Origin of the sequence: Kumtagia ephedrae (assembly GCF_003012745.1) — a bacterium.
In the GTDB taxonomy this organism is placed as follows: domain Bacteria; phylum Pseudomonadota; class Alphaproteobacteria; order Rhizobiales; family Rhizobiaceae; genus Kumtagia; species Kumtagia ephedrae.
The window spans coordinates 55,764-76,493 of the sequence record NZ_PXYK01000031.1 but is presented as its reverse complement, the minus strand read 5'-3'; the positions used below and the strand labels follow the sequence as shown (position 1 = coordinate 76,493).

General features: G+C 62.3%; 20 protein-coding genes and 4 pseudogenes. 6 read left to right on the top strand and 18 right to left on the bottom strand.

Annotation, left to right across the window (positions count from 1 at the left end; translation table 11 throughout):
• Positions 1–1,041 precede the first annotated feature (1,041 nt).
• The 6 genes and pseudogenes from C7I84_RS30730 to C7I84_RS24860 all read right to left on the bottom strand — a co-directional run.
• Positions 1,042–1,181: pseudogene (locus C7I84_RS30730) on the bottom strand (transglutaminase domain-containing protein); the annotation flags it as partial.
• A gap of 150 nt (positions 1,182–1,331) precedes the next feature.
• Positions 1,332–2,102: pseudogene (locus C7I84_RS24885) on the bottom strand (transglutaminase-like domain-containing protein).
• 15 nt (positions 2,103–2,117) lie between these two features.
• Positions 2,118–2,393 carry a DUF1488 family protein gene (locus tag C7I84_RS24880; protein ID WP_106774919.1) on the bottom strand — a complete coding sequence of 92 codons (276 nt, stop codon included), beginning with the start codon at positions 2,391–2,393 and terminating at the stop codon, positions 2,118–2,120.
• Positions 2,390–2,704, bottom strand: coding sequence for a hypothetical protein (locus C7I84_RS24875; RefSeq protein ID WP_106774918.1), 315 nt, complete (start codon positions 2,702–2,704; stop codon positions 2,390–2,392). The genes C7I84_RS24880 and C7I84_RS24875 overlap by 4 nt, the downstream gene beginning before the upstream one ends.
• Positions 2,701–2,961, bottom strand: coding sequence for a hypothetical protein (locus C7I84_RS24870; protein WP_106774917.1), 261 nt, complete (start codon positions 2,959–2,961; stop codon positions 2,701–2,703). Before C7I84_RS24870 ends, C7I84_RS24875 begins: the two co-directional genes overlap by 4 nt.
• 279 nt (positions 2,962–3,240) lie before the next feature.
• Positions 3,241–3,504, bottom strand: coding sequence for a hypothetical protein (locus C7I84_RS24860; protein WP_106774915.1), 264 nt, complete (start codon positions 3,502–3,504; stop codon positions 3,241–3,243).
• 502 nt (positions 3,505–4,006) lie between these two features.
• On the opposite strand from C7I84_RS24860, the gene C7I84_RS24855 reads away from it, so the two are divergent.
• From C7I84_RS24855 to C7I84_RS24835, 5 genes are all read left to right on the top strand, one after another.
• Positions 4,007–4,324 (top strand): co-chaperone GroES, encoded by a 318-nt coding sequence (locus tag C7I84_RS24855; RefSeq protein ID WP_106774914.1) that lies wholly within the window; start codon positions 4,007–4,009, stop codon positions 4,322–4,324.
• A gap of 41 nt (positions 4,325–4,365) precedes the next feature.
• A complete protein-coding gene (gene groL, locus C7I84_RS24850; protein ID WP_106774913.1) occupies positions 4,366–6,000 on the top strand; it encodes a chaperonin GroEL in 1,635 nt (544 codons plus the stop codon).
• A gap of 47 nt (positions 6,001–6,047) precedes the next feature.
• On the top strand, positions 6,048–6,239 hold the full coding sequence (locus C7I84_RS24845; RefSeq protein ID WP_106774912.1) for a hypothetical protein: 192 nt from the start codon (positions 6,048–6,050) through the stop codon (positions 6,237–6,239).
• 364 nt (positions 6,240–6,603) lie between these two features.
• A complete protein-coding gene (locus C7I84_RS24840; RefSeq protein WP_106774911.1) occupies positions 6,604–6,858 on the top strand; it encodes a hypothetical protein in 255 nt (84 codons plus the stop codon).
• A 300-nt stretch (positions 6,859–7,158) separates the two neighbouring features.
• Positions 7,159–8,931 (top strand): SLC13 family permease, encoded by a 1,773-nt coding sequence (locus C7I84_RS24835; RefSeq protein WP_106774910.1) that lies wholly within the window; start codon positions 7,159–7,161, stop codon positions 8,929–8,931.
• On the opposite strand, the pseudogene C7I84_RS24830 reads toward C7I84_RS24835, so the two are convergent.
• A pseudogene (locus C7I84_RS24830) lies at positions 8,906–9,475 on the bottom strand (ISNCY-like element ISDol1 family transposase); the annotation flags it as partial. The gene C7I84_RS24835 and the pseudogene C7I84_RS24830 sit on opposite strands and share 26 nt — an antisense overlap.
• 573 nt (positions 9,476–10,048) lie before the next feature.
• Here C7I84_RS24830 and C7I84_RS30425 point away from each other — a divergent pair.
• Positions 10,049–10,303, top strand: a pseudogene (locus C7I84_RS30425) (IS630 family transposase); the annotation flags it as partial.
• A gap of 217 nt (positions 10,304–10,520) precedes the next feature.
• On the opposite strand, the gene C7I84_RS24820 reads toward C7I84_RS30425, so the two are convergent.
• The 11 genes from C7I84_RS24820 to C7I84_RS24770 form a co-directional block, all read right to left on the bottom strand.
• Positions 10,521–11,690 carry a M20 aminoacylase family protein gene (locus C7I84_RS24820; protein WP_106774909.1) on the bottom strand — a complete coding sequence of 390 codons (1,170 nt, stop codon included), beginning with the start codon at positions 11,688–11,690 and terminating at the stop codon, positions 10,521–10,523.
• Positions 11,691–11,731: 41 nt separating this feature from the next.
• Positions 11,732–12,670, bottom strand: coding sequence for an ABC transporter permease (locus C7I84_RS24815; RefSeq protein WP_106774908.1), 939 nt, complete (start codon positions 12,668–12,670; stop codon positions 11,732–11,734).
• Positions 12,663–13,676, bottom strand: a complete 1,014-nt coding sequence (locus C7I84_RS24810) for an ABC transporter permease (protein WP_106774907.1) — start codon at positions 13,674–13,676, stop codon at positions 12,663–12,665. Before C7I84_RS24810 ends, C7I84_RS24815 begins: the two co-directional genes overlap by 8 nt.
• Positions 13,677–13,771: 95 nt before the next feature.
• Positions 13,772–15,478: a peptide ABC transporter substrate-binding protein gene (locus tag C7I84_RS24805; protein ID WP_106774906.1), complete on the bottom strand. Its 1,707-nt coding sequence runs from the start codon at positions 15,476–15,478 to the stop codon at positions 13,772–13,774.
• Between the two features lie 70 nt (positions 15,479–15,548).
• Positions 15,549–16,568: an ABC transporter ATP-binding protein gene (locus tag C7I84_RS24800; protein WP_106774905.1), complete on the bottom strand. Its 1,020-nt coding sequence runs from the start codon at positions 16,566–16,568 to the stop codon at positions 15,549–15,551.
• The gene (locus C7I84_RS24795) at positions 16,558–17,574 is read right to left on the bottom strand and encodes an ABC transporter ATP-binding protein (RefSeq protein ID WP_106774904.1); all 1,017 of its coding nucleotides are present in this window, start codon (positions 17,572–17,574) and stop codon (positions 16,558–16,560) included. The genes C7I84_RS24800 and C7I84_RS24795 overlap by 11 nt, the downstream gene beginning before the upstream one ends.
• 168 nt (positions 17,575–17,742) lie before the next feature.
• The gene (locus C7I84_RS24790; RefSeq protein WP_106774903.1) at positions 17,743–18,201 is read right to left on the bottom strand and encodes a GNAT family N-acetyltransferase; all 459 of its coding nucleotides are present in this window, start codon (positions 18,199–18,201) and stop codon (positions 17,743–17,745) included.
• Positions 18,198–18,611, bottom strand: coding sequence for a MaoC/PaaZ C-terminal domain-containing protein (locus tag C7I84_RS30725; protein ID WP_106774902.1), 414 nt, complete (start codon positions 18,609–18,611; stop codon positions 18,198–18,200). Before C7I84_RS30725 ends, C7I84_RS24790 begins: the two co-directional genes overlap by 4 nt.
• Entirely contained in the window at positions 18,608–19,021 is a 414-nt protein-coding gene (locus C7I84_RS30720; protein WP_106774901.1) for an FAS1-like dehydratase domain-containing protein, read from the bottom strand. The genes C7I84_RS30725 and C7I84_RS30720 overlap by 4 nt, the downstream gene beginning before the upstream one ends.
• Positions 19,021–19,824 carry an ABC transporter permease gene (locus C7I84_RS24775; protein WP_106774900.1) on the bottom strand — a complete coding sequence of 268 codons (804 nt, stop codon included), beginning with the start codon at positions 19,822–19,824 and terminating at the stop codon, positions 19,021–19,023. Before C7I84_RS24775 ends, C7I84_RS30720 begins: the two co-directional genes overlap by 1 nt.
• Positions 19,821–20,720 carry an ABC transporter permease gene (locus tag C7I84_RS24770; protein WP_165816205.1) on the bottom strand — a complete coding sequence of 300 codons (900 nt, stop codon included), beginning with the start codon at positions 20,718–20,720 and terminating at the stop codon, positions 19,821–19,823. Before C7I84_RS24770 ends, C7I84_RS24775 begins: the two co-directional genes overlap by 4 nt.
• Positions 20,721–20,730: the final 10 nt, after the last annotated feature.

Sequence of the window (20,730 nt, the reverse complement as noted above, 5' to 3'; positions counted from 1 at the left end):
CCGACTTCATCCCCTCTCCATCCGCTCGAAAAACCGAACGGATGGTCGCAGAACGAACCAATGAGGGGGGTCAATTTTGGACGCCGATAACCCCGCCTAGGGGGTCAACTTTGCACGCCGGTTCACAGTCATCTTCTTGTAGGGGTTGCCGACCCTCCTCTGGGCACTCCCGGCCGTGGGATCGGGGGGAGGCGATGTCACAAACACCGCCGTCCGCTATGGATGGCTTGCAATTTAGCGAGAGAGAAGGCGCGCGAGGCCGTCCACTGGGACTGAGATCGACCTCTTCGTAGAGATCGCCAGCGCGTCATCTGCCTTCGATGTCGAGATAAGCGCACGGTGCTCTTGCGTTTCGTGTGTACAAGCAAAAGCTTATCAACCCGAACATTGCCTATTTTTTATACCGAACTTCGGAGGATGCTGCTCAGTACCAGCGGCCGCGGCCATACCAGCCGCCGCCGAGCAGCAGGACAATAAGCACGATAATAAGAAGCGTGGTGATATCCATAACAATCTCCCGGGAGCCAACGTTGCGCCTTGCGCGGTCGCACTCCAACCTGAATCAATGGTCGACGGCCTCTTTCGTTCCAGTCAAATCGCCAGTTACTGCGTGCTGAATTTGTGCCGCAGGACATGTGGATTTTCCGCCGCACGCGATCGCGCTAAATTCCCGATCAATCTGGGAGGATCGTCATGCTGTTTCCCGTCATCCTCAAATCTATTGTCCGCACTGGCAGCCTGCGGTTGATCGACGGTGCGGGAAGGACTCACATGTATGGCGATGGCTCGCCGCCCCACTGTACGTTCGGCTGCGTGCTCGCCATCTTGACTACACGCTTGCCCTGAATCCGGAGCTCTCGATCGGCGAAGCCTACATGAATGGCCTGCTGACCATCGAGGACGGAACGCTCTACGATGTCCTTGAGATTGCTGCACGAAACTTCCGAAATTTCGAGAAGATGCCGTGGTTCTCTTTGCTGTCGCGTATGATGCGAGGGCTCAAGCCGCTCACCGTCCAGGAAACCGCGATCCAGGAGCTGAATCCATTGGATCGACGACCGGCACGCCGATGTCGCCTAGATGCCCGTTCACATAACGTGCGGGGTATTGAGGCAGCAGCAGAAGGTGGTCGCCAGATGCGCGAAGTCGCGGCACACCCCGACACGCTCATGGATAGCTTGTAGATCGAGGTCGCCCCCCTCTCAGCCCCCAAGAGTGGCTCGACGTGGGCATTCGCGCCCAATGCGCCTCTCTGCGTATATCTATCTCGCGGAAGATGAAGCGCGACCTATGTGTTACGCAATTAGAGCCGGCACCTCATAAGTCCATACTCAAAACGCCTTCAGGACATGCGGGCCGAACGAATTGATCAACGGGATGTCCGCCGCGTCGCGGCCGCGTGCAACGACGATCCTGCCGATCCGTGGCGTGTTGTTACGCGGATTGAATGTATGCCATTCGCCATCCAGCAAAACTTCGATCCAGGCGCTGAATCCATCGGATCGACGATCGGCACGCCGATGTCGCCGAGATGGCCGTTGACGTAGCGAGTGGGGATATTGAGGCAGCGGCAGAAGGCGGCGGCAAGGTGCGCGAAATCGCGACAGACGCCGACGCGCTCGTGGTAGGCCTCGAAGGCCGTGCGCGTCGAGCGGGCCTTCATGTAGTCGAAGCGGATGTGGTTGTGGACAAAGTCGCAGATCGTCTGCACGCGGCCCCATCCGAGCAACAGTGCCGAAGATATCCCAGGCGAGCTGGCTCAACTTATCCGTCTCGCGGTAGCGGCTGCCCATGAGGTAGACGAGGCTATCGTCGGGAAGGTCCGACACCGGCAGCTCCCGGGCATTCGGCGCCACCCTATTCCGGCCTGGCGTCGTCCTCGATCGTGGCGTCGCCCCACATCGTCAGGTCGCCGGCGGGCGCGACGAGGCGCCGGCAACGGTTACCGAACAGATCGCGATAGGTCGACACCGGTACGTCGGGATTGGTGAACGACGTTTCCGGCACGCTGATGTCAGCGGCGCGATCTCATGGACCGATAGCAGGTAGATTAAGGCCGTGGGCTGCTGGCAGGTCAGCGTGATCTCGTAACCATAGCGGATCGCATGGAGATCAGCCTAGCGGAAATCCGCGGCAGTCAGCGTATAGGAATCGCGGCGGCCGTGCGAATAGGCCTCGCGCGCAACATCGTAGATGGATGTGCGCAAGGCGTCGAAAGCCGCCAGGCATTTGGCTTCCAGCGCCCCCGCCTCGCGTTTGGCGGCATCCGACTTCGTGAGCGCCCCCGCCTCTATGAAGAAGCGGATTTGGAACATGCCGTCATGGCCCATAAAGCGAACGGCGTTGCGTACTTCATCGAAGCTGCGGCTTGGGTTGGGGAAGGCCAGCGTCATGACCCGAACTCCGCCGGTCTTGGGATTGTCTTGAAGGACGAGAGTTCAATACGTTCCCGTCGGCGCTCGGCGTTGCGCAGGTTGAGACGCAACATGCCGCTCGTCGCGTCCAGCCGGCTCAGACCGGTCATGGCATCGCCGCCGAAGCGCGCCGGAACGCCGGTAAAGACATGATAGATGGTCCACGAGCGGTCGGCTTCAATGCGACGGCCATATTGATGGTGTATGGAATCCTGGCCGGGCGCACCGCCCTCGTTTTCCCAGACGCTGATCGCGGCGGCAATTTGCTTCCGTTCGGTTTCCATGGTCATTGCCTTTCTTCGTTCACCGCTTCCGAGCCGATGATGCCGGAGTAGTGCATTTTGCCGTTCCCGTCGGTGATCTTCATGGAGTCGGGGCGCTGTGGCATGTCGAGGGTCTGCGGCAGCAGCCGCGCGGCTGCGGTGGCGCCGTCGAGATCGTCGACCAGATCGATCTGGTTGCCGAAGGTGCTTTCAGGCTTGGGCGGAGCCTTTCCCTGCTTCGGCTTTCTGAGCTCGCGATTGCTTCGTTTCTGTCCTTTGGCCATGGCCGAACGTCCTTTCGATGAGCGAAGCGCCGGATTGCGAAACGTCGACGGGTTCGAGATCGTCCTGCGTCGTCATCCGCTCGTGACGTTCCGCGTCATTGCGAATGCGGTATTGCGGCGAGTTCCCTCGCGGAGGAAGGGTTCCGGTGACGTGGTAGATGTCGGCCGGCGTCGGTCCAAACCTACTCTTGAGCCTGACGGACTGCCCGACGGCGAAATAATGCGTTGAAGCCTGGCGGCTGAACTGACGGGCATTTCGTTGCCCGATTGTTGCAGTGGTCATGATTGTTTCTGGTCCTTTTCGAGCGCGGCATTGAGGTCCGTGGGGTTCACAGGCACCATCTGATGTGTCTGGCCATTCATGCCGATGGCCGGCAGGTGAACGAAGGCGCCGACACGTCGCCAGGCAAGGCGGGAGAAGACCTCGATCAGTTCCTCGTCCTGGTCGACGCGATAGTGGCCGGCAGGCTGCGGCGCGGCGAAGCCAGGCAACAGGAAGGGCGAAGAGAACCGGGCGACGGTCTGCGTAGTGCGTGTGGTCATGGTACGGGTCTCCGCGGGAGAGACGTGAACACGCCTCCTGCATCGTTCCCATCCGAACCGGAACCAATTCCCTGGGCTGCCAGTACATCCGTGGTCAGCGCCGGGGTTCATTCCAAGGTTCGAACAGGCGGCATGCGCGCCATTGACGCCATGCATTCGCTGTCGAGAATTCGGTGGTGAGTGGCGGGTCGAAGTCTCTGACACCGCGAAGCCAAATCGGCCAAATCAACGTGTCTTTTACATAGGCTTCAATATTGCCCCAAACAAGGCGGCGTGCCGGTTTTATTTACAAGCCGGGCCTTCAATTCTTACGTGCGCGAAAGGATACCCTCGACAAAAACGTCTCATCCGCGAGATGAAATACGAGGAAGCGGCAAAAAACTATCGGAATCGATATTTTTGGTTGCCGAGAATAAATCTTGGCACTCCTAACATTCGAGTGCCAACGGCGCTATATATAGGTTGCAGCCGCCCCTATGCGTCGGCTTCAGAAAGAACCCCCATGAAATTCCGGCCCCTCCATGACCGCGTCGTCATTCGACGTGCGGAAGGCGAACTCAAGTCCAAAGGCGGGATCATCATTCCAGACACCGCGAAGGAGAAGCCGCAGGAAGGCGAGGTGATCGCCGTCGGCCCCGGTTCGCGTGACGAAAGCGGCAAGCTCATCCCGCCCGACGTGAAGGCCGGCGATTTCATCCTGTTCGGCAAATGGTCCGGCACCGAGGTCAGGATCGACGGTGAAGACCTCCTGATCATGAGGGAGAGCGACATCATGGGCATCGTCGAGAAGACAACGGCGGCCGCCAAGAAAGCCGCCTGACCGGCCGATCTCCGATCTCAAGACCGAACTGGACGAACATCATGTCTGCCAAGGAAATCAAATTCGCAGTCGAAGCCCGTGACCGCATGTTGCGCGGTGTTGAACTGCTCAACAACGCGGTCAAGGTGACGCTCGGACCTAAAGGCCGCAACGTCGTCATCGACAGGGCTTACGGCGCCCCGCGCATCACCAAGGATGGTGTCACCGTCGCCAAGGAAATCGAGCTTGCCGACAAGTTCGAGAATATGGGCGCACAGATGGTGCGCGAAGTTGCATCGAAGACCAACGACCTCGCCGGCGACGGCACCACCACGGCGACGGTGCTCGCTGCCTCCATACTGCGCGAGGGCGCCAAGCTCGTCGCCGCCGGCATGAATCCGATGGATCTGAAGCGCGGCATCGACATCGGGGTTGCAGCCGTCGTCAAGGAAATCCAGGCTCGGGCCAAGAAGGTCAAATCCTCCGAAGAGATTGCGCAGGTCGGCACCATAGCCGCCAATGGCGACGCGACTGTCGGCGAAATGATCGCCAAGGCGATGAAAAAGGTCGGCAACGAGGGCGTCATCACCGTCGAGGAGGCCAAGACTGCCGAGACCGAGCTCGACGTGGTCGAAGGCATGCAGTTCGATCGCGGCTATCTTTCGCCCTACTTCGTCACCAATGCCGAGAAGATGCGCGTGGAGCTGGAGGACCCCTGCATCCTCATCCACGAGAAGAAGCTCGGCAACCTCCAGTCGATGCTGCCGATCCTCGAAGCGGTGGTGCAGAGCGGCAAGGCGCTGCTGATCATTTCGGAGGATGTCGAGGGAGAGGCGCTGGCAACGCTGGTGGTCAACAAGCTGCGCGGCGGCCTGAAGATTGCCGCCGTGAAGGCGCCAGGCTTCGGCGACCGCCGCAAGGCCATGCTGGAGGATATCGCGGTGCTGACTGCCGGCCAGATGATCTCCGAGGAGCTCGGAATCAAGCTGGAAAACGTCACGCTCGATATGCTCGGTCGCGCCAGGCGCGTGGTGATCGAGAAGGACACGACAACGATCGTCGACGGTTCCGGCGACAAGGCCGGGATTGCCGCGCGCATTGCCCAGATCAACGCACAGATCGAGGAAACGACCTCGGACTACGACAAGGAGAAGCTGCGGGAGCGGCTGGCCAAGCTCGCCGGCGGCGTCGCGGTGATCCGCGTCGGCGGCGCGACCGAGACCGAGGTGAAGGAGAGGAAGGATCGTATCGACGATGCGCTCAACGCCACGCGCGCGGCGGTCGAGGAAGGCATCGTACCTGGTGGCGGTGTCGCGCTGCTCCGTGCGAAAACAGTGCTGTCCTCCCTTACGGGCGTCAACGCCGACGTGACCGCCGGCATATCGATCGTGCTCAGGGCGCTCGAGGCCCCGGTCCGCCAGATCGCCGAGAACGCCGGCGTCGAGGGCTCCATCGTCGTCGGCAGGCTGACGGACAGCAAGGACCGCAACCAGGGCTTCGACGCCCAGACCGAAACCTATGTCGACATGATCAAGGCCGGCATCGTCGACCCTGCCAAGGTCGTCAGGACCGCCCTCCAGGACGCCGGCTCGATCGCTGCGCTGCTGATCACCGCCGAGGCGATGATCGCCGATGCCCCTGCAAAGGAGTCTGCTCCATCGGCCGGCAACGGCGGCATGGGCGGAATGGGATACTGAAACAGTGCCTGAACCGTTCGGCAGCCGTCGCAAGAAGGAGAATGACAATGATCTCTTATGTGAAAAGAACCGACATGCATTCGGTCACCAAGGATGCCGAGGACAACCGGTTCGAACAGATTCACAAAGCAGCAGTCGAAAAGCGCCGGAAAGGACACCGACCGCACGAAACGCCGCGACCGCCGGATGACTGCAAACAATCGGCTGCGGTGATGCTCAACGCCCTGCCACAACATTAAAGGTGAACGAAGCAGCAATAAGTCGACAACTAGCCCAACCAACCTTGAAAGAAACAGGAGATTATCATGCGTAGCTACATTCCCAACAAAATATATCTCTATGATTACAGGCGCCCACTCATCAACGTCGCAGTCACCGCGGCGATCGCAATCATCGTTTATTCGGTCCTATTTGGCAGTGTCTGGTGATGGTTCGGCCGCAAGGTCCGATGCAGTGTTTCAGTGCTTCCGTTTCGGAAGTCTGGCATGCTCGGCCGCTGCCGATTGAAAGCCGCCATCCCAGCTGCCCCCGAACTCAGAAAGGCAGGACACCATGGCCTCCACTTCTCCATTCCAGTAGTATCTGTCACCGACGGATATGACGATGCTGGACCGTGTGTTCAAAGAGGTCAGAAGCTCGATAGCTGACGGCAGCCCCGACGCGGAACGTGTCGCTGCGCTTCTGATCCGGGAATTCCAACACGGCGCAAACACGGAAGCCAACCTCATGACCGCCTTCGATGGCGACGTCGATTTGGTGAGCAGATTGAGCCGGTTGATGGGCAACGCATTGTATGGCTGGGAGGGGGACGGAGGAACGGTCACAAGCATTTCTCCGAGCAAGGGACTTATTCCATGAGGTATTTCGACCGAGTGCCAACCGAGCCGACCGTCTGGCTCCTGGCTTTTTTTCTCGTATCTATAGCGGCTAGCTTTCTCTACGTGGCGCTGATCAGCATCACGTATTAACGCGATCGGCCGCGACCGGCGGGTCGCCTCGCATGCGCCCGTACGGACGAATGTATGGTGATTGGTTGCGCCATCGTCCTTGGCCCTGCCTGTCAGTGCTCTTTGTGGGCAGCAGTGATAGTCTTCTCCACCTGGCCTGTGCTGTCCCGTATGCATCGGCGTATGCTTTTCGCCGGAGCGCGACCACGCTATGACGCAAGATCAGATCTTCGCTTTTGCAGTCCTGTCAGGGCTGATGCTCCTTTTCATCTGGGGTCGGCTTCGGTACGATCTCGTCGCCGTCATTGCTCTTCTGGCTGCGGTGTTTACAGGTATCGTTCCTCATAAGGCAGCCTTTTCTGGCTTCGGCGATGATATCGTGATCATCGTCGCGAGTGCGCTGGTGGTCAGTGCGGCGGTCGAGCGCTCAGGCATCATAGGGGCCGCACTCCACCGAATTTCGCCCAAGATCACCTCTGTGCAGGGGCAGATAGTGGTTCTGGTGACGACAGTCACCGTCCTCTCCGCGTTCGTCAAAAACATCGGCGCGCTTGCGATGATGATCCCGGTGGCGTTTCAGATGGCGAGACGCTCGAACGCATCGCCTTCCTGGTTCCTCATGCCGATGGCATTCGGTTCACTGCTTGGAGGCCTGATCACGCTCGTTGGTACGTCGCCTAATATTATCGTCTCGCGCATGCGCGAGGAACTGACCGGTCAACCTTTTGGGATGTTCGATTTCACGCCGGTGGGGCTCGGCATCGCCGTCGCTGGAGTGGCCTTTCTGATCTTCGGCTATCGGCTGCTGCCTGGCGGTCGCAAGGCGGTCGCAACGATGGACGAGGCGATCGATCTCAAGGACTACATGACGGAAGCCCGCGTCTTGGCGACTTCGTCGGTGGTCGGCCAGACCACCAGTGACCTGTCGAAGCTGTGCGACTATGAGATCCTTGTGACCGGCGTTATTCGCCATGGCCCAGAGCGTCTGAGCCTCCTGCCCGACGCCGTTCTCGTCGCAGGTGACATTGTGCTCCTCGAAGGCGACCCGGAAGCGCTCGAGCGCGCAATCGGCCGCGCCGGCCTCGAGCTGGAAGGAGAGGGCCGGGTCACCGGGGCCAGAGGTGCGGGAGAGGTTGGCGGAATAGAGGCTGTGATTGGGGCAACTTCCATCCTGGTCGGACAGACTGCCAAGCGCATGGCTCTGCATGAGCGCTTCAACATCAACCTGCTTGCAGTGAGCCGCAGCGGCGAGCGGTTCACCGAGCGTCTGCGTGACATCACCCTGCAGCCGGGCGATGTTCTCGTGCTAAAGGGAGACCTTGGAAGGTTTCCCGACAAGTTGAAAGAGCTCGGCATTCTTCCGTTAGCCGAGCGCGAAATCCGCCTGGGGAATGTACGGCAGGGCTTGCTTCCTGTGGCGATCCTAGGCGGCGCTATGACGCTGACAACCTTGGGCGTGCTGCCCGTCTCTACGGCCTTCTTTACGGCCGCTGTATTGACGGTTCTGTGCGGGGCACTGTCGCTCCGCGAGGCTTACGAAGCTATTGATTGGCCTATCCTCGTGATGCTCGGGGCGCTAATTCCGGTCAGCGAATCGATCAGAACGACTGGTGGCGCCGACCTCATCGCCGGATGGGTCTATCAGTTCGCCGGCACCTTACCGTCCTACGGTTCGTTAGCCTTGATCATGGTGGCGACAATGGCGGTAACCCCGTTTCTGAACAATGCAGCGACCGTACTTGTGATGGCGCCCATTGCAGCTACCTTTGCTGGTCAAATCGGATCCAGGCCCGACGCCTTTCTCATGGCGGTATCCGTCGGCGCGGCCTGCGATTTCCTGACCCCCGTCGGCCACCAGTGCAACACGCTGGTGATGGGACCGGGAGGATACCGGTTCGGGGACTACTGGAAATTGGGGTTACCGCTCTCATTCATTGTCGTCGCGCTTGGCGTGCCGCTCATCCTCTTCGTGTGGCCGCTCTAGCGGCCTCAGGCATGGAACCGGTTTCAGGTTGGCTTGAGGCTATGAAGAGGGCGAGATTGCAGGCCACGACCAATTCCAGACATAGGTTTTGAAGTGGTCGGGCCCGCGCCAGGTGCAGCGGGGCAGCTCATAGGCGCTTCAGGTATTGGGATGTTGGCCTCGATGCCGGCCGGAAGTTGCGCAGCTTGCGATAGGTCCATCGGCTCCATGTCTTCGATCTTGTGGCCGGCCTTCTTGTGGAATGCCATGTCCCGCGCCTCACGGGCCTTGGCCCGGCTCCAGATTGCCGCGATTGGCAAACCCGCCGTTGGCCGCCTGATCCGGCGTCTGGCGCCAAACGCCGATATAGCGCTCCAACATCGGCAGCAACCGCTCACTTTCGGCCGGGTTGCCCGCTTCGACCACCAGGTCAGGGATCGTTCCTGCCGGCGGTCAGGTTCAGCTTGTGGCCGTAGAAGACGTCGCGGTCGCCTTTGACGATGATCTCGGCATGCGGTTCGAATAGGCTGACCAGCTTCTCACCGGCCAGCACGCGTCGCTCGCTTGCACAATGAGGAGGGTCTTAGAGGGCTATGGAGTAGACATAGTTCTCATCTTCGCCTGAGATGGCGCGCCAATTTCCGATTGCATATCAACTAGTTAGCAATGCGCATTGTGTACCTGAAGTCCTTCAAGGTTGAGCGGCGTAAGCGTTAGGAACCCGAGTTAAGTAGAATCATGTCACCACACTCCGCGGATTTTCGGCAAAACGGTGCGAAAACGGCACTTTCCGGCGGGTGAGCATCACAAATGAAGCTTGAGCGTTGCCCACAAAGGCAGCGCTCAAGCTGAGGTGAGTTGGACAGGAGTATGGAGTGCGGTCCTTGCAGACTGACATTTGACGGATCGCCGTCCGCAGATATGCGATGTTGACGCGCTGAGCGGCTTATCTCGTTTGGCTCGGACTTCGGTCTGTCTTCATGGCCAAGGATGCAACTGGCGAGCCCCAGCACACGCCAAATCCATCCGCTAGCGACCGACGAGGCCGCTCAAGTCGTCATTTTGGGCGGGGCGAGACATCAGCTATTTCCGCAAGCTTACGGAATCTTTCGTCGAAGACGTGAGGTGAGTTCTCTTCGCGGCGCGATTTGAGGTGGGAATATCGAGTGCGATCCGCTGAGTCGCGCGAGCGAGGGTCGGAGAGCGTACGCCGCGCCCGCAAGGTTGGCGACGCGGCTCAAGGCTCGATGCGCATGAAGCCTTCATCGTAGGGCTGATCGAGAAGCGCAAGGACATCACGCTGAACGAGATGGTCGAGCAGCTGGCTGCCGAACGGTCGGATCGGATCGGCCGCAGCGCTCTGAGCGACTGGCTTCGCGGGCGGGCCTGGACTCGCCGGCGCCTATCGACTCTCGAAGCGGCGGACTGGTTCGGAGGTGGGCGGCGTCGCAATCCGCATGCGGGCCGTGTCATGCGGCACGCTGATTGACCCTGACGCGAGGATCGCTTCAATAACGCACGTATGCGCTCCGGGTCTTCGATGATGCTTTTTTCGCGTCTTCGAAGGCCTCGCCTCTTGCAATCAGCGATCGCGCGGACGACAGCGAGCTTCAGGCAGAAGGTGTGGCTTTTCCCCGCTGTTCCACCAGGTTGGCGAAAAAGGCAGCGCCGTATGGAATGCATGCATCTGCGAAGTCGTAGCGGGGATGGTGCACCGGCGCGCTCGTTCCGTTTCCGAGCAATACGTAGGCGCCGGGCACCTTCTCCAGCATAAACGAGAAATCCTCGGAGCCGAGATCAGGAGCACCAAATTCCTCCACCCCGGACTCGCCCACGGCGCGGAGGGCCGCCTCGCGGGCAAACCGGGTCTGAGCCGGATCGTTCACGGTCGGCGCAAAGAGCAACCGGAAATCGAGTTCCGCCCTAGCGCCCAGACCTTGCGAAAATCCCTCCGCAATCCGCCGCATCGCCTGCTCGACTATCTCTCCCGTGGCGCGGCTGAAGAAGCGGGCCGTCCCGGAGACGATCGCCTCCTCCGGGATCGTGTTGTAGGCCTCCGCGCCGACCACGCGTGTGACACTCACGACAGCGGCCTCCCAGGGAGAGAGATTACGCGAGACAACGGATTGCAAACCGGTCACCAGATGGCAGGCCGCCAGCACCGGATCGATGCCGTCCTGCGGGTAGGCGGCATGGATGCCCCTCCCTGTGACCTTGATGTCGAAGAACCCGCCCCCCGCGGCGATCGGCCCACTGCCAATGCGGAACTTTCCGGTTTCCAGCCCGGGGTGGTTGTGAAGCGCAAAGATGGCGTCGCAGGGAAAGCGCTCGAAAAGTCCGTCCTCCAGCATGGCGAGCGCCCCGCCGCAGCCTTCCTCCCCCGGCTGGAAGATGAAGACGACGGTGCCGTTGAAATTCCGTGTCTGCGCCAGATATTTTGCCGCGCATAGGAGTATGGCCGTGTGGCCGTCATGGCCGCAGCTGTGCATGAGGCCCGGCGAAAGCGAGCGGTAAGGCAGATTGGTCGCCTCCTCCATCGGCAGGGCGTCCATGTCGGCCCTGAGCCCGATTCTCGCCCCGCCGCGGCCTGACCTGAGCACGCCCACCACGCCGGTGCGGCCAACATTGCGATGCACCTCGATGCCGCAACCCTCGAGAAAGCGGGCGACAAGGTCCGAGGTGCGGAACTCCTCCATTCCCAACTCGGGATGCTGATGAATATCCCTGCGGATGGCAATGATTTCATTCAAGAAGGAATCAAAGTCCCCTGCGGTGGCCATGGTCTCGCATTGTCCCTGGTTGTGACGTTTTGTGCATGGATTCAGCGCCCGCGGAGGCGCGGGTCGAGCGCATCGCGCAGCGCATCGCCGACATAGTTGATCGACAGCACGGTGAGCGAGATCGCCAGACCCGGCCAGATGACCCGCGAAGGATTGATCTGGACGTAGTTCACGCCGTCATAGAGGAGCCGACCCCAGGTCGGGAAATCCGACGGGAAGCCAAGCCCCAGGAAGGAAAGCGCGGATTCCGTGATGATTGCCGTGGCGATGCCGAGCGTAGCCGACACCATGATCGGCGACAGAACGTTGGGCAGGATGTGGCGCGTCACGATGCGCCGCTCGCGCGTGCCGATGGCGCGGGCCGCCAGCACGAAGTCCTGCTCCTTGACCGACAGAACCGCGCCGCGAACGACGCGCGCCGTCTGCATCCAGCTGGTGATTCCGATGACGAAGACGATCAGGAGAAATATCCCGGTCTCCGGCCCGAGCATGGCGCGCAGCGTATCGCGGAAGAGCATGATCGTGACGAGAAGTAGCGGCAGCAGCGGCAGCGCCAGGAAAAGGTCCGTGAGCCGCAGAAGAGGACCTTCGAGCCAACGCACGAAGCCTGCGAGCACGCCCACGACCGAGCCGACGAAGAGCGACAGCAGCATGGCCGTCACCCCCACCGCAAGCGATATGCGGCCGCCGGCCAGGATTCGCGCCAGCATGTCCCTGCCGAGATTGTCGGTGCCCATGGGGTGGAGGAGCGAAACGCCCTGGTTTTTCTCGCGCACGTTCAGCGCCTGCGAGTCGACATCGTGCAGGGACGGGCCGACAAACACGGCGAGCACGATGGCGAGGAAGAGGATCGCGCCCGCCATCCCGCCGCGATGGCGGCGGAACTGGCGCCAGACGTCGCCCCAGAGGCTCCGCTGCCCGCGTTCGGCCTTTGCCGGATCCGCAGCGGCCGCCGGATATGCCTCGGTCGCCTCACTCATAGCGGATCCTCGGATCCAGCATGCCGTACAGGAGGTCGGCGATCAGGTTGAAGAACACGATGAGCACCGCGAAGATAAAGGTGAGCGTCTGCACAAGCGGGATGTCGGCGCCCTGGATGGCAGTGATCAGGAGCTGGCCGAGCCCGTTCACGCGGAAGATCTGTTCGGTGATGATCGCGCCGGAGAAGACGGTGGGGATGCCCAGCGCGATCACCGTCACGACAGGGACAAGGCTGTTGCGCAGCACGTGGATGAACAGGACGACGCGCTCCCGCATCCCCTTGGCGCGGGCCGTGCGCACATAGTCCTGGCCGAGATTGTCGAGCATGGAGGCGCGCACGAACCGGCTGAGCTGGGCCGCGTTGTAGAGCCCGAGGACGGCGACCGGCAGCACCATCTGGCGCACCTGTACCCAGAAGCTCGGCAGGTGGGTCACCTGGTGCATCGTGTCGTAGATGGACGGGAACCAGCCGAGATGGACGGAGAAGATGACGATCAGCAGCACGCCGGTGAAGAAGGTGGGTACCGAAAAGCCGACCATGGAGACGAAGGTGCCGATCTGGTCGAACCAAGAATACTGGCGGTAGGCCGAGACGACGCCGATCGGCAGCGCGATCAGGATGCCCGCCACATAGCCCATGCCCACCACCAGCAGCGTCTGCGGCAGGCGCTCGACCACCAGATCGACGACGGGGCTGCGGGTGACCCAGGAGCGGACCCGCAGCCTTTCGGCGGAGTTGCCGATCTCGATCCCGAGAATGCGCTCGATCAGGTTGAGCGGCTCGTTGACCATGAACTGCTGCAGCCATTTCAGATAGCGGATAGGGAAGGCCTCGCCGAGACCGAGCGAGCGACGGATCTCCTCGCGCACTTCCGGCGGGATGGTGAGCGGCAGATTGCCGGTCGGGTCGTTCGGCGCGAGGTCGAGCAGCGCGAAGATGATGAAGCTGATGACGAGAAGGGTCGGCACGGCAAACGCCAGCCGCCGCAACGTATAGTTCAACATCCGCCGGTCCCCGTCCCCAAAAACGTTCAGCGCTCTCACGCGGCCGGACAAATGGCCCGCATCGCCTCCATGCGGGTCATTTGTCCGGCGTCCCGCTATTTCCTACGCGTCCAGTCGGCCGCGTTCCACAGTTCGGAATCCCAGGCGTTCATGCGCACGCCTTCGAGCGTGAGCGAATGCGCCGACATGCTGCCGCGATGGACCAGCGGAATAATGATCCCCTGCCCCACCAGCACGTCATTCATGCGCTTGGCGGTTTCCGCCCGCGCCGCCAGGTCGGCGGTCTGGGCCATCTCCGCCACCAGCGCATCGTACTCGTCGCTGCAGAAGCGCTGCATGTTGTTGCCCAGCCAGTTGTTGGCGGGGGTGGGTATCTCGTCGCAGTGCCAATAGGAGAGGTACCGTTCCGGATCAGTGCCCGGAAAATTGTTCGTGTACATCTGCACGTCGGCATAGAATTTGTGCGCCGTGTCAGGGCTTCCCGGATCGCCGCCGAAGAACACGGCCGCGTCGACATTGCGCAGTTCCGTCTCCATCCCGATCTGGCTCCACATGTCCTTCACCAGCGCCTGTGTGCCCTGGCGGACGGAGTTGGTGGCGGTCTGGTAGAGAAGCGAGAGACGCACTCCATCCTTTGCGCGCACGCCGTCGCTGCCGCGCACCCAGCCCGCCTCGTCGAGCAGCCTGTTGGCGCCGTCGATGTCCTGCTTCAGGCACCAGTCATTGGCGGTGGACGCATAGATCTCCGGGGCGGAGAGGAGGTTGCACGTAGGCTTGCCGGCAGGGCCGTAGCCGACCTCGACGATCGCCTGGCGGTCGATCGCCATCGAAAGGGCGCGGCGCACCGCCGGATCGGTGAGGAAGGGATGCGGGCCGCCTTCGCGGGTGGATCGCAGGGCACCTTTGGCCGGCGAGGGATCACTCAGGTTCACCTCGATATATTCCACCGAAGGACCGAACGCGGTGGCGAGCGTGCCGCGGCCCGCCGCCACCATCTGCTCCAGGATTTCCGGCTCCACGAGCAGGCTCCAGGCATAGTCGAACTCGCCGGTTTCCAGCACAGCGCGTGCGGCCGACGCTGCGTCGCCGCCCCCCTTCAGCGTGACCGTCGCAAAGGCGGGCTTCGCGGGGTCGCGGTACTGCGGGTTTGCCTTGAGAGAGACGACGTCGTTCGCCCGGAATTCGGTCACCGCGAAGGGGCCGGTTCCGATCGGGTGGAAGTTCTGCTCGGTGCATTCGGGCGCCTTCGGACCCAGGCAGCCTTGGAACTGCGCCTTCTGGATGATGGGCGATTCTGAGCCGACAAAGGGACCGTAGGGGAACGGCTTCGTCACCGAGAAAGTGACCTTCACGGTAAGGTCGTCGACGGCCTCCACCTTCTCGACGTCGGTGAACTTTGCCGCCTGCTGACAGCCGCCGTCGGGATGCATGCAGTATTGTGCCGTGAAGACGACGTCATGGGCGGTAAACGGCGTGCCGTCCGACCATTTGAGGTCCGGCTTTATTTTCCAAGTGATGGATTTGAGATCCTTGGCGACGCCTCCGTTGGCAGGCGTCGGTATTTCGGCGGCCAGCGCCGGGACGATATTGCCCGCCTCGTCATAGCTGGCCAGCGGCTCGATGACGAGCGAGGCGCCGTGCACATCCTTGTTCCCGCCCGACAGGAACGGGTTCAGGATCGACACTGCCTGCCAGTAGAGAATGTTCAGGTGGCCGTCGCTGCCGCGGTCGGCATGGGCTGCGCCCGCGCTGACCACGGCGATCGTCGCTGCTTGTGCCAGTATGGCTATCAGTCTTTTCATCTTGTCTTCCCCTCTTTTGATTATCCTTGGTAAGCACTCAGCCGCGGCGGCTGCGTCTGCGATGCCCTTCTCATTGCGCAAAGTGGCAGGCGACGCTGCGTCCACCCGGCAGCACCCGCCGCTCCGGTTCCACGCGCGCGCAGAGGTCCACGGCCTGCGGGCAGCGCGTGCGGAAACGGCAGCCGGAAGGCGGTGAGAGGGGGCTCGGTATCTCGCCCTTCAGAATGATGCGCTGGCGCGAGGCCTCGATCTTTGGATCGGGAGCCGGCACTGCGGAAAGCAGCGCCTGCGTGTAGGGATGCTTCGGACTTTCGAAAAGCTCCCGCACACCGGCGAGCTCGACCATCTTGCCCAGGTACATTACCGCCACGCGGCTGGCGATATGACGGACCATCGACAGGTCGTGGCTGATGAACAGATAGGTCAGGCCGAGCTTTGCCTGCAGATCCATGAGCAGGTTCACCACCTGCGCCTGGATCGAAACGTCGAGGGCGGCGATCGGCTCGTCGCAGACGACGAAATCGGGGTCGAGCGCAAGCGCGCGGGCAATGCCGATACGCTGGCGCTGGCCGCCGGAGAATTCGTGCGGATAGCGGCTCGCGAAGTCGGGATTGAGCCCCACCGCATCGAGCAGCGCGCGCACGCGTTCCCGGCGCTGCGCCGGCGTGAAGGAACAATGTTCGACAAGCGGCTCGGCCACGATGGCGCCGGCGGTCATGCGCGGGTTCAGGGAAGCCTGAGGATCCTGGAAGATCATCTGCATCTTCGGGCGCAGCGTGCGCAGGCTCTCGCCCTCGAGCGTGGCGATGTCGCGGCCGGCGAAGCGGATGCGCCCTGCCGTCGGCCGGTAAAGCCGCAGGATCGTGCGCCCGGCGGTCGATTTCCCGCAGCCGCTTTCACCCACGAGCGCCAGCGTCTCGCCACGCCTAATCTCGAAGGTGAGGCCATCGACGCTGCGCACCGCGCCCACCCGCCGCCGCAGCAGGCCTTTGTACACGGGGAAATGCATGGTCAGCCCCTCGACCTCGACCAGAGGGGGCGCGACGGCGGCCGGCTGACCCTCGCGGGGGAGCAGCACTTCAGTGCCCATGATGCACCTTATCCACGGGGAGTTCGCGCCAGCAGGCGACGTCATGGCCGGGCGCCGCCTGCACAAGCGGCGGGTTCGCCGCCAAGCACCGATCGAAGACTTGCGGGCAGCGCTGCGCAAACGGGCAGGAAGCCGGCTCCTGGAGCATCAGCGGCGGCTGCCCGCCGATCGCCCGCAGCCGCTCGCCGGGCACATGGCGACCGGGCAGCGTGTCGAGCAGCGCGCGCGTATAGGGATGACGCGGAGCCTCGAACAGATCGGCCGTGGCCGCCTGCTCGACGACTTGGCCGCCATACATGACCATGATGCGATCAGCGATACCCGCGGCCACGCCAAGATCGTGCGTCACCCAGATGATCGCCATGCCGAGCCTGCCGCGCAGGTCGCGCACGAGTTCCAGTATCTGCGCCTGCACCGTCACGTCGAGTGCCGTCGTCGGCTCGTCGGCGATCAGAACCCGCGGCTCGCACGCCAGCGCCATGGCAATCCCCACGCGCTGGCGCATGCCGCCGGAAAAGACATGCGGATAGTCGTCAAGCCGATCGGCCGCCGAGGGAATGCCGACGAGTTCCAGAAGCTCGACTGCACGCTCGCGCGCTCGCCTGCGGCTCATGCCCAGATGCCTGCGCAACGGCTCCATCAGCTGATAGCCAACCGTGAAGACCGGGTTGAGCGAGGTCATCGGATCCTGGAAGACAAAGCCGATGCGTGCGCCGCGCACCCGGCGCAACTCCTCCGCGTCGAGCGTCATCAGATCCCTGCCCTGGAAGAACACCTCGCCCGTAACGGCCGCCGGCGGCATGGGAAGCAGCCTGACGAGCGACATCATGGCCACGCTCTTGCCGGAGCCGCTCTCGCCGACCACGGCGAGAAGCTCACCCTCCCCCACATGGAAGCTTACCCCGTTGACCGCGTGGATTGTCCCGTCCTGCGTATGGAAGACGGTCTTGAGCGCGACGGCGCGGAGAGCGCTCGCCTCCCAGTCGGAAGCAGACGGAGCATTCATTTGCCGGCGCATCGTTTCCGTCGAAAAACTGATATTGGCATCATATTCAATTCATCATACCTGTCAAATCCTTCAGAGCCGCCGAAGACGCAATCGTTTCACACATGCATGCGGCGAGAAATCTCGCGCTTCTCCTCGCCGGCGCATCGTTCATTTCCGCGACGAATGTCACGGCGCGCGCAGATTGAGATCGTAGCGGATGTAGTCCTTGCGCTCGGCGACCTTGTCGTAGAGGCGCTGCGCGGCGAAATTGTCGGACTGGGTCATCCAGAATATCTTGAACCATCCCCTCGCCCGTCCGATCTCCGCGACACGCGCGATCAGCGCCTGGGCCATGCCGCGCCCGCGGGCCTCGGGGCACACATAGATGTCCTGGAGATAGCAGACGTCGCCGCGGCTCCAGGTGAACGGGAAGGCAAGGAAGAGGACGAAGGCCCGCGGCCGGTCATCTGCATCGGCGGCGAGCAGGCATTGGAGCGCATGCTCGGTCCCCATGATGCGCTCCCAGTTGAGCGGACCCATCGCATGATTGCCGGGCTCCGACGGCGCAAGCGCCACGAAATCCTCCCACATGGCGAGAAAGGCGTCGCGGTCTTCCGCACGAGGCTCCCGCACCATGACGGTCATCGCCGTTCTCCTTCCATGTTGATCGCGACACAGGCGGTGCCGGTCACGACCACATCGTCAACACTCCGCGAGAGGCTCAGAACGAGGTCCGCCAGCCGCTTGCCATTCTCGCCGTCACGTTCCGCAGCGATCTCGCAGCGCGCCGTCAGCACATCGTCCGGCCAGACCGGACTTAGAAAGCGAACCGCAAAGCACCGCATCACATCCGGGCCGAACCATCGCACGACCGCGGAGGCAAGAAGTCCCGCCGAAAGCATGCCGTGCCCCATCACGTCGGGTAGTCCGGCGGCCTTGGCGAATTCAAGGTCGTGGTGCAGCGGGTTGAAGTCGCCAGAGGCTCCGGCATAGCGCACGAAATCCGTCCGCGTCAGCGGGTCATAGGTGATCGGCTCGGGTGGAGAGAAGGTCACAAGCTTCCCTCCCCTTTCTCGATCGAGGTCGTGACTTCGCGGCAGAGGAGCTTGCCCGTTGCTACCGAGCGGTACTCGAATTCGACCCTGACGATGCGCATGCGCCCGCCGCGCCGCCCCTCCTTCACGTCGTCCGAAAGCATCCGCGCACTGCAACGCAGGAGATCGCCGGGGCGGATCGGTGCGAAATATTCATAAGCTTGCTCGCCGTGCACCGTCCGGGCGCGATCGAGCCCCAGAACCTCCGTCACGAGCCTTTCGACCAACCGCGCCGATGGCACCATGGTGAAGGTGGGCGGGACTGAGAATGGTTCGGACTCCGGATGCCGCACGGCCAGCGCGAATTCTCGCAGCTTGCCGTGCTCGACCGGAAAATCCCGTTCGGCAATGACGTCGCCGGGTGCGATCATCAATAGCCTCTTTCGAACAGCCGGCCACGGCGGGAGACAAGGAGCAGCACCGCGAGCGCCAGCAGATTGAAGGCGATGAGAAGCGTGGCGACCGCGGTGATCGTCGGGTTCACCTGGATGATGAGTTCGGCAAACATGCGCTTGGGGATCGTCAGGTGCGCGCCGGAGATGAACAGCGTCACCACCACCTCGTCGAAGCTCAGCACGAATGCAAAAATCCAGGCGGCTGCCGCGCTCGGCCAGAGATTGGGCAGAACGACGCGCGCGAGGATGGTAAGCCGGGAGGCGCCCAGCGTCGCCGCCACCTGCTCGATGCGGATGTCGAAGCCTCGGATGGCCGCCTGCATGATGAGCACGACATAGGGAACCGCCAGGATGGTATGGCCGAGCACGAGTCCGTGGAATGTGCCGAGGATGCCAAGCCGCGCAAAGGCTATGTAGTGCGCTACTGCGGTGATGATGGCGGGCACGATCATCGGCGCCATGAAATTGGCCTCAAGCAACCGCCGGCCGCGAAACGCGCCACGGGTGAGTACATAGGCGGCAAGCGTGCCGCAGACCAGCGCGATGGTGCTTGATATCGTGGCAAGCACCAGCGAGTTTATGCCCGCCTCCACCCAGATGTCGCTGCCGAACAGGCTCTGGTACCAGCGCAGCGAGAAGCCGGGCGGCGGGAATTCGAGCGACTTGGCATCGGAAAAGGACATCGGCGCCACGACCAGCACCGGCAGGAGCAGGAAGACCAGCACCGCGAGCCCGCAGACCGTGAGCGACAGGTCGGAGAGGAAGCGCCGCGCGGTCATGCGTTCTTCTCGCGGAGCCACTGATAGACGGCATAGAGCGAGAGCGTGACAACCATGAGGACCACCGAGACGACGGCCGCGGTTTCCCAGCGGGCGAAGCGGTTGATCAGAAGATCCATCATGTTGGCCACCAGTGGCACGCGCCCGCCCCCGAGCACCGCAGGGGTGATGTAGAAGCCGAGGCTCAGGATGAAGACGAGGATCGCCGAAGCGGCGAGCGTCGGCAGCGTCAAGGGAAAGAAGACCTGCCAGAAAATCCTGAACCGGCTCGCCCCCAGCGTTTCGGCCACCTGGAGGAGACGCATGTCCACGCGCATCATGGCCGCAAACAGCGGCAGCACCAGGAAGGGGAGGAGCACATTCGTCATGCCGACAAGGATGCCGAACTCGTTGTAGAGGAACTCGATCGGCCGCGAGACGACACCCGCCCACATGAGCAAGCGGTTTATGAGACCGGCGCTGCCGAGGATGACGATCCATGCATAGGTTCTGACGAGGATCGAAACCCAGAAGGTCGTCACCACCAGGCCAAGCACGACGATCCGCCAACGCGGGGGAAGCTTCGTCGCCCAGTAGGCGAGCGGATAGCCGAGCAGGATCGTGGCCGCCGTCACCTCCAGCGACAGGAAAAAGGTCCGCCAGATGATGCGCAGATAGGCGGTGGAGTCGAGGAAATCCCTGAAGTGGCCGAGCGTGAGCGCGCCGGTCTTCGGATCGCTGATGCTCCAGTAGGCGGCGTTCAAGATCGGCAGGTCGAAGATCAGGACGATGAGCAGAAGCATCGGCAGCAGGAGGAAGAAGAGCTCCCACTGCCGCAGGCTGGCACGGCGGCGCGCGGGGACGGCGGTCGCTTCCGCCGCCACATCATGCGCCGCCGCCACTGTTTGCGAAGCCACCGGTCCGCTC

Bases quoted from the DNA above. Each gene is read 5' to 3' on its own strand.
- C7I84_RS24880 (WP_106774919.1), bottom strand. From the start codon at position 2,393: ATGACGCTGGCCTTCCCCAACCCAAGCCGCAGCTTCGATGAAGTACGC.
- C7I84_RS24815 (WP_106774908.1), bottom strand. From the start codon at position 12,670: ATGAGTGAGGCGACCGAGGCATATCCGGCGGCCGCTGCGGATCCGGCA.
- C7I84_RS24860 (WP_106774915.1), bottom strand. From the start codon at position 3,504: ATGACCACACGCACTACGCAGACCGTCGCCCGGTTCTCTTCGCCCTTC.
- C7I84_RS24835 (WP_106774910.1), top strand. From the start codon at position 7,159: ATGACGCAAGATCAGATCTTCGCTTTTGCAGTCCTGTCAGGGCTGATG.
- C7I84_RS24795 (WP_106774904.1), bottom strand. From the start codon at position 17,574: ATGAATGCTCCGTCTGCTTCCGACTGGGAGGCGAGCGCTCTCCGCGCC.
- C7I84_RS24855 (WP_106774914.1), top strand. From the start codon at position 4,007: ATGAAATTCCGGCCCCTCCATGACCGCGTCGTCATTCGACGTGCGGAA.
- C7I84_RS24775 (WP_106774900.1), bottom strand. From the start codon at position 19,824: ATGACCGCGCGGCGCTTCCTCTCCGACCTGTCGCTCACGGTCTGCGGG.
- C7I84_RS24870 (WP_106774917.1), bottom strand. From the start codon at position 2,961: ATGGCCAAAGGACAGAAACGAAGCAATCGCGAGCTCAGAAAGCCGAAG.
- C7I84_RS30720 (WP_106774901.1), bottom strand. From the start codon at position 19,021: ATGATCGCACCCGGCGACGTCATTGCCGAACGGGATTTTCCGGTCGAG.
- C7I84_RS24845 (WP_106774912.1), top strand. From the start codon at position 6,048: ATGATCTCTTATGTGAAAAGAACCGACATGCATTCGGTCACCAAGGAT.
- C7I84_RS24875 (WP_106774918.1), bottom strand. From the start codon at position 2,704: ATGACCATGGAAACCGAACGGAAGCAAATTGCCGCCGCGATCAGCGTC.
- C7I84_RS24810 (WP_106774907.1), bottom strand. From the start codon at position 13,676: ATGTTGAACTATACGTTGCGGCGGCTGGCGTTTGCCGTGCCGACCCTT.
- groL (WP_106774913.1), top strand. From the start codon at position 4,366: ATGTCTGCCAAGGAAATCAAATTCGCAGTCGAAGCCCGTGACCGCATG.
- C7I84_RS24800 (WP_106774905.1), bottom strand. From the start codon at position 16,568: ATGGGCACTGAAGTGCTGCTCCCCCGCGAGGGTCAGCCGGCCGCCGTC.
- C7I84_RS24840 (WP_106774911.1), top strand. From the start codon at position 6,604: ATGCTGGACCGTGTGTTCAAAGAGGTCAGAAGCTCGATAGCTGACGGC.
- C7I84_RS24790 (WP_106774903.1), bottom strand. From the start codon at position 18,201: ATGACCGTCATGGTGCGGGAGCCTCGTGCGGAAGACCGCGACGCCTTT.
- C7I84_RS24805 (WP_106774906.1), bottom strand. From the start codon at position 15,478: ATGAAAAGACTGATAGCCATACTGGCACAAGCAGCGACGATCGCCGTG.
- C7I84_RS24820 (WP_106774909.1), bottom strand. From the start codon at position 11,690: ATGGCCACCGCAGGGGACTTTGATTCCTTCTTGAATGAAATCATTGCC.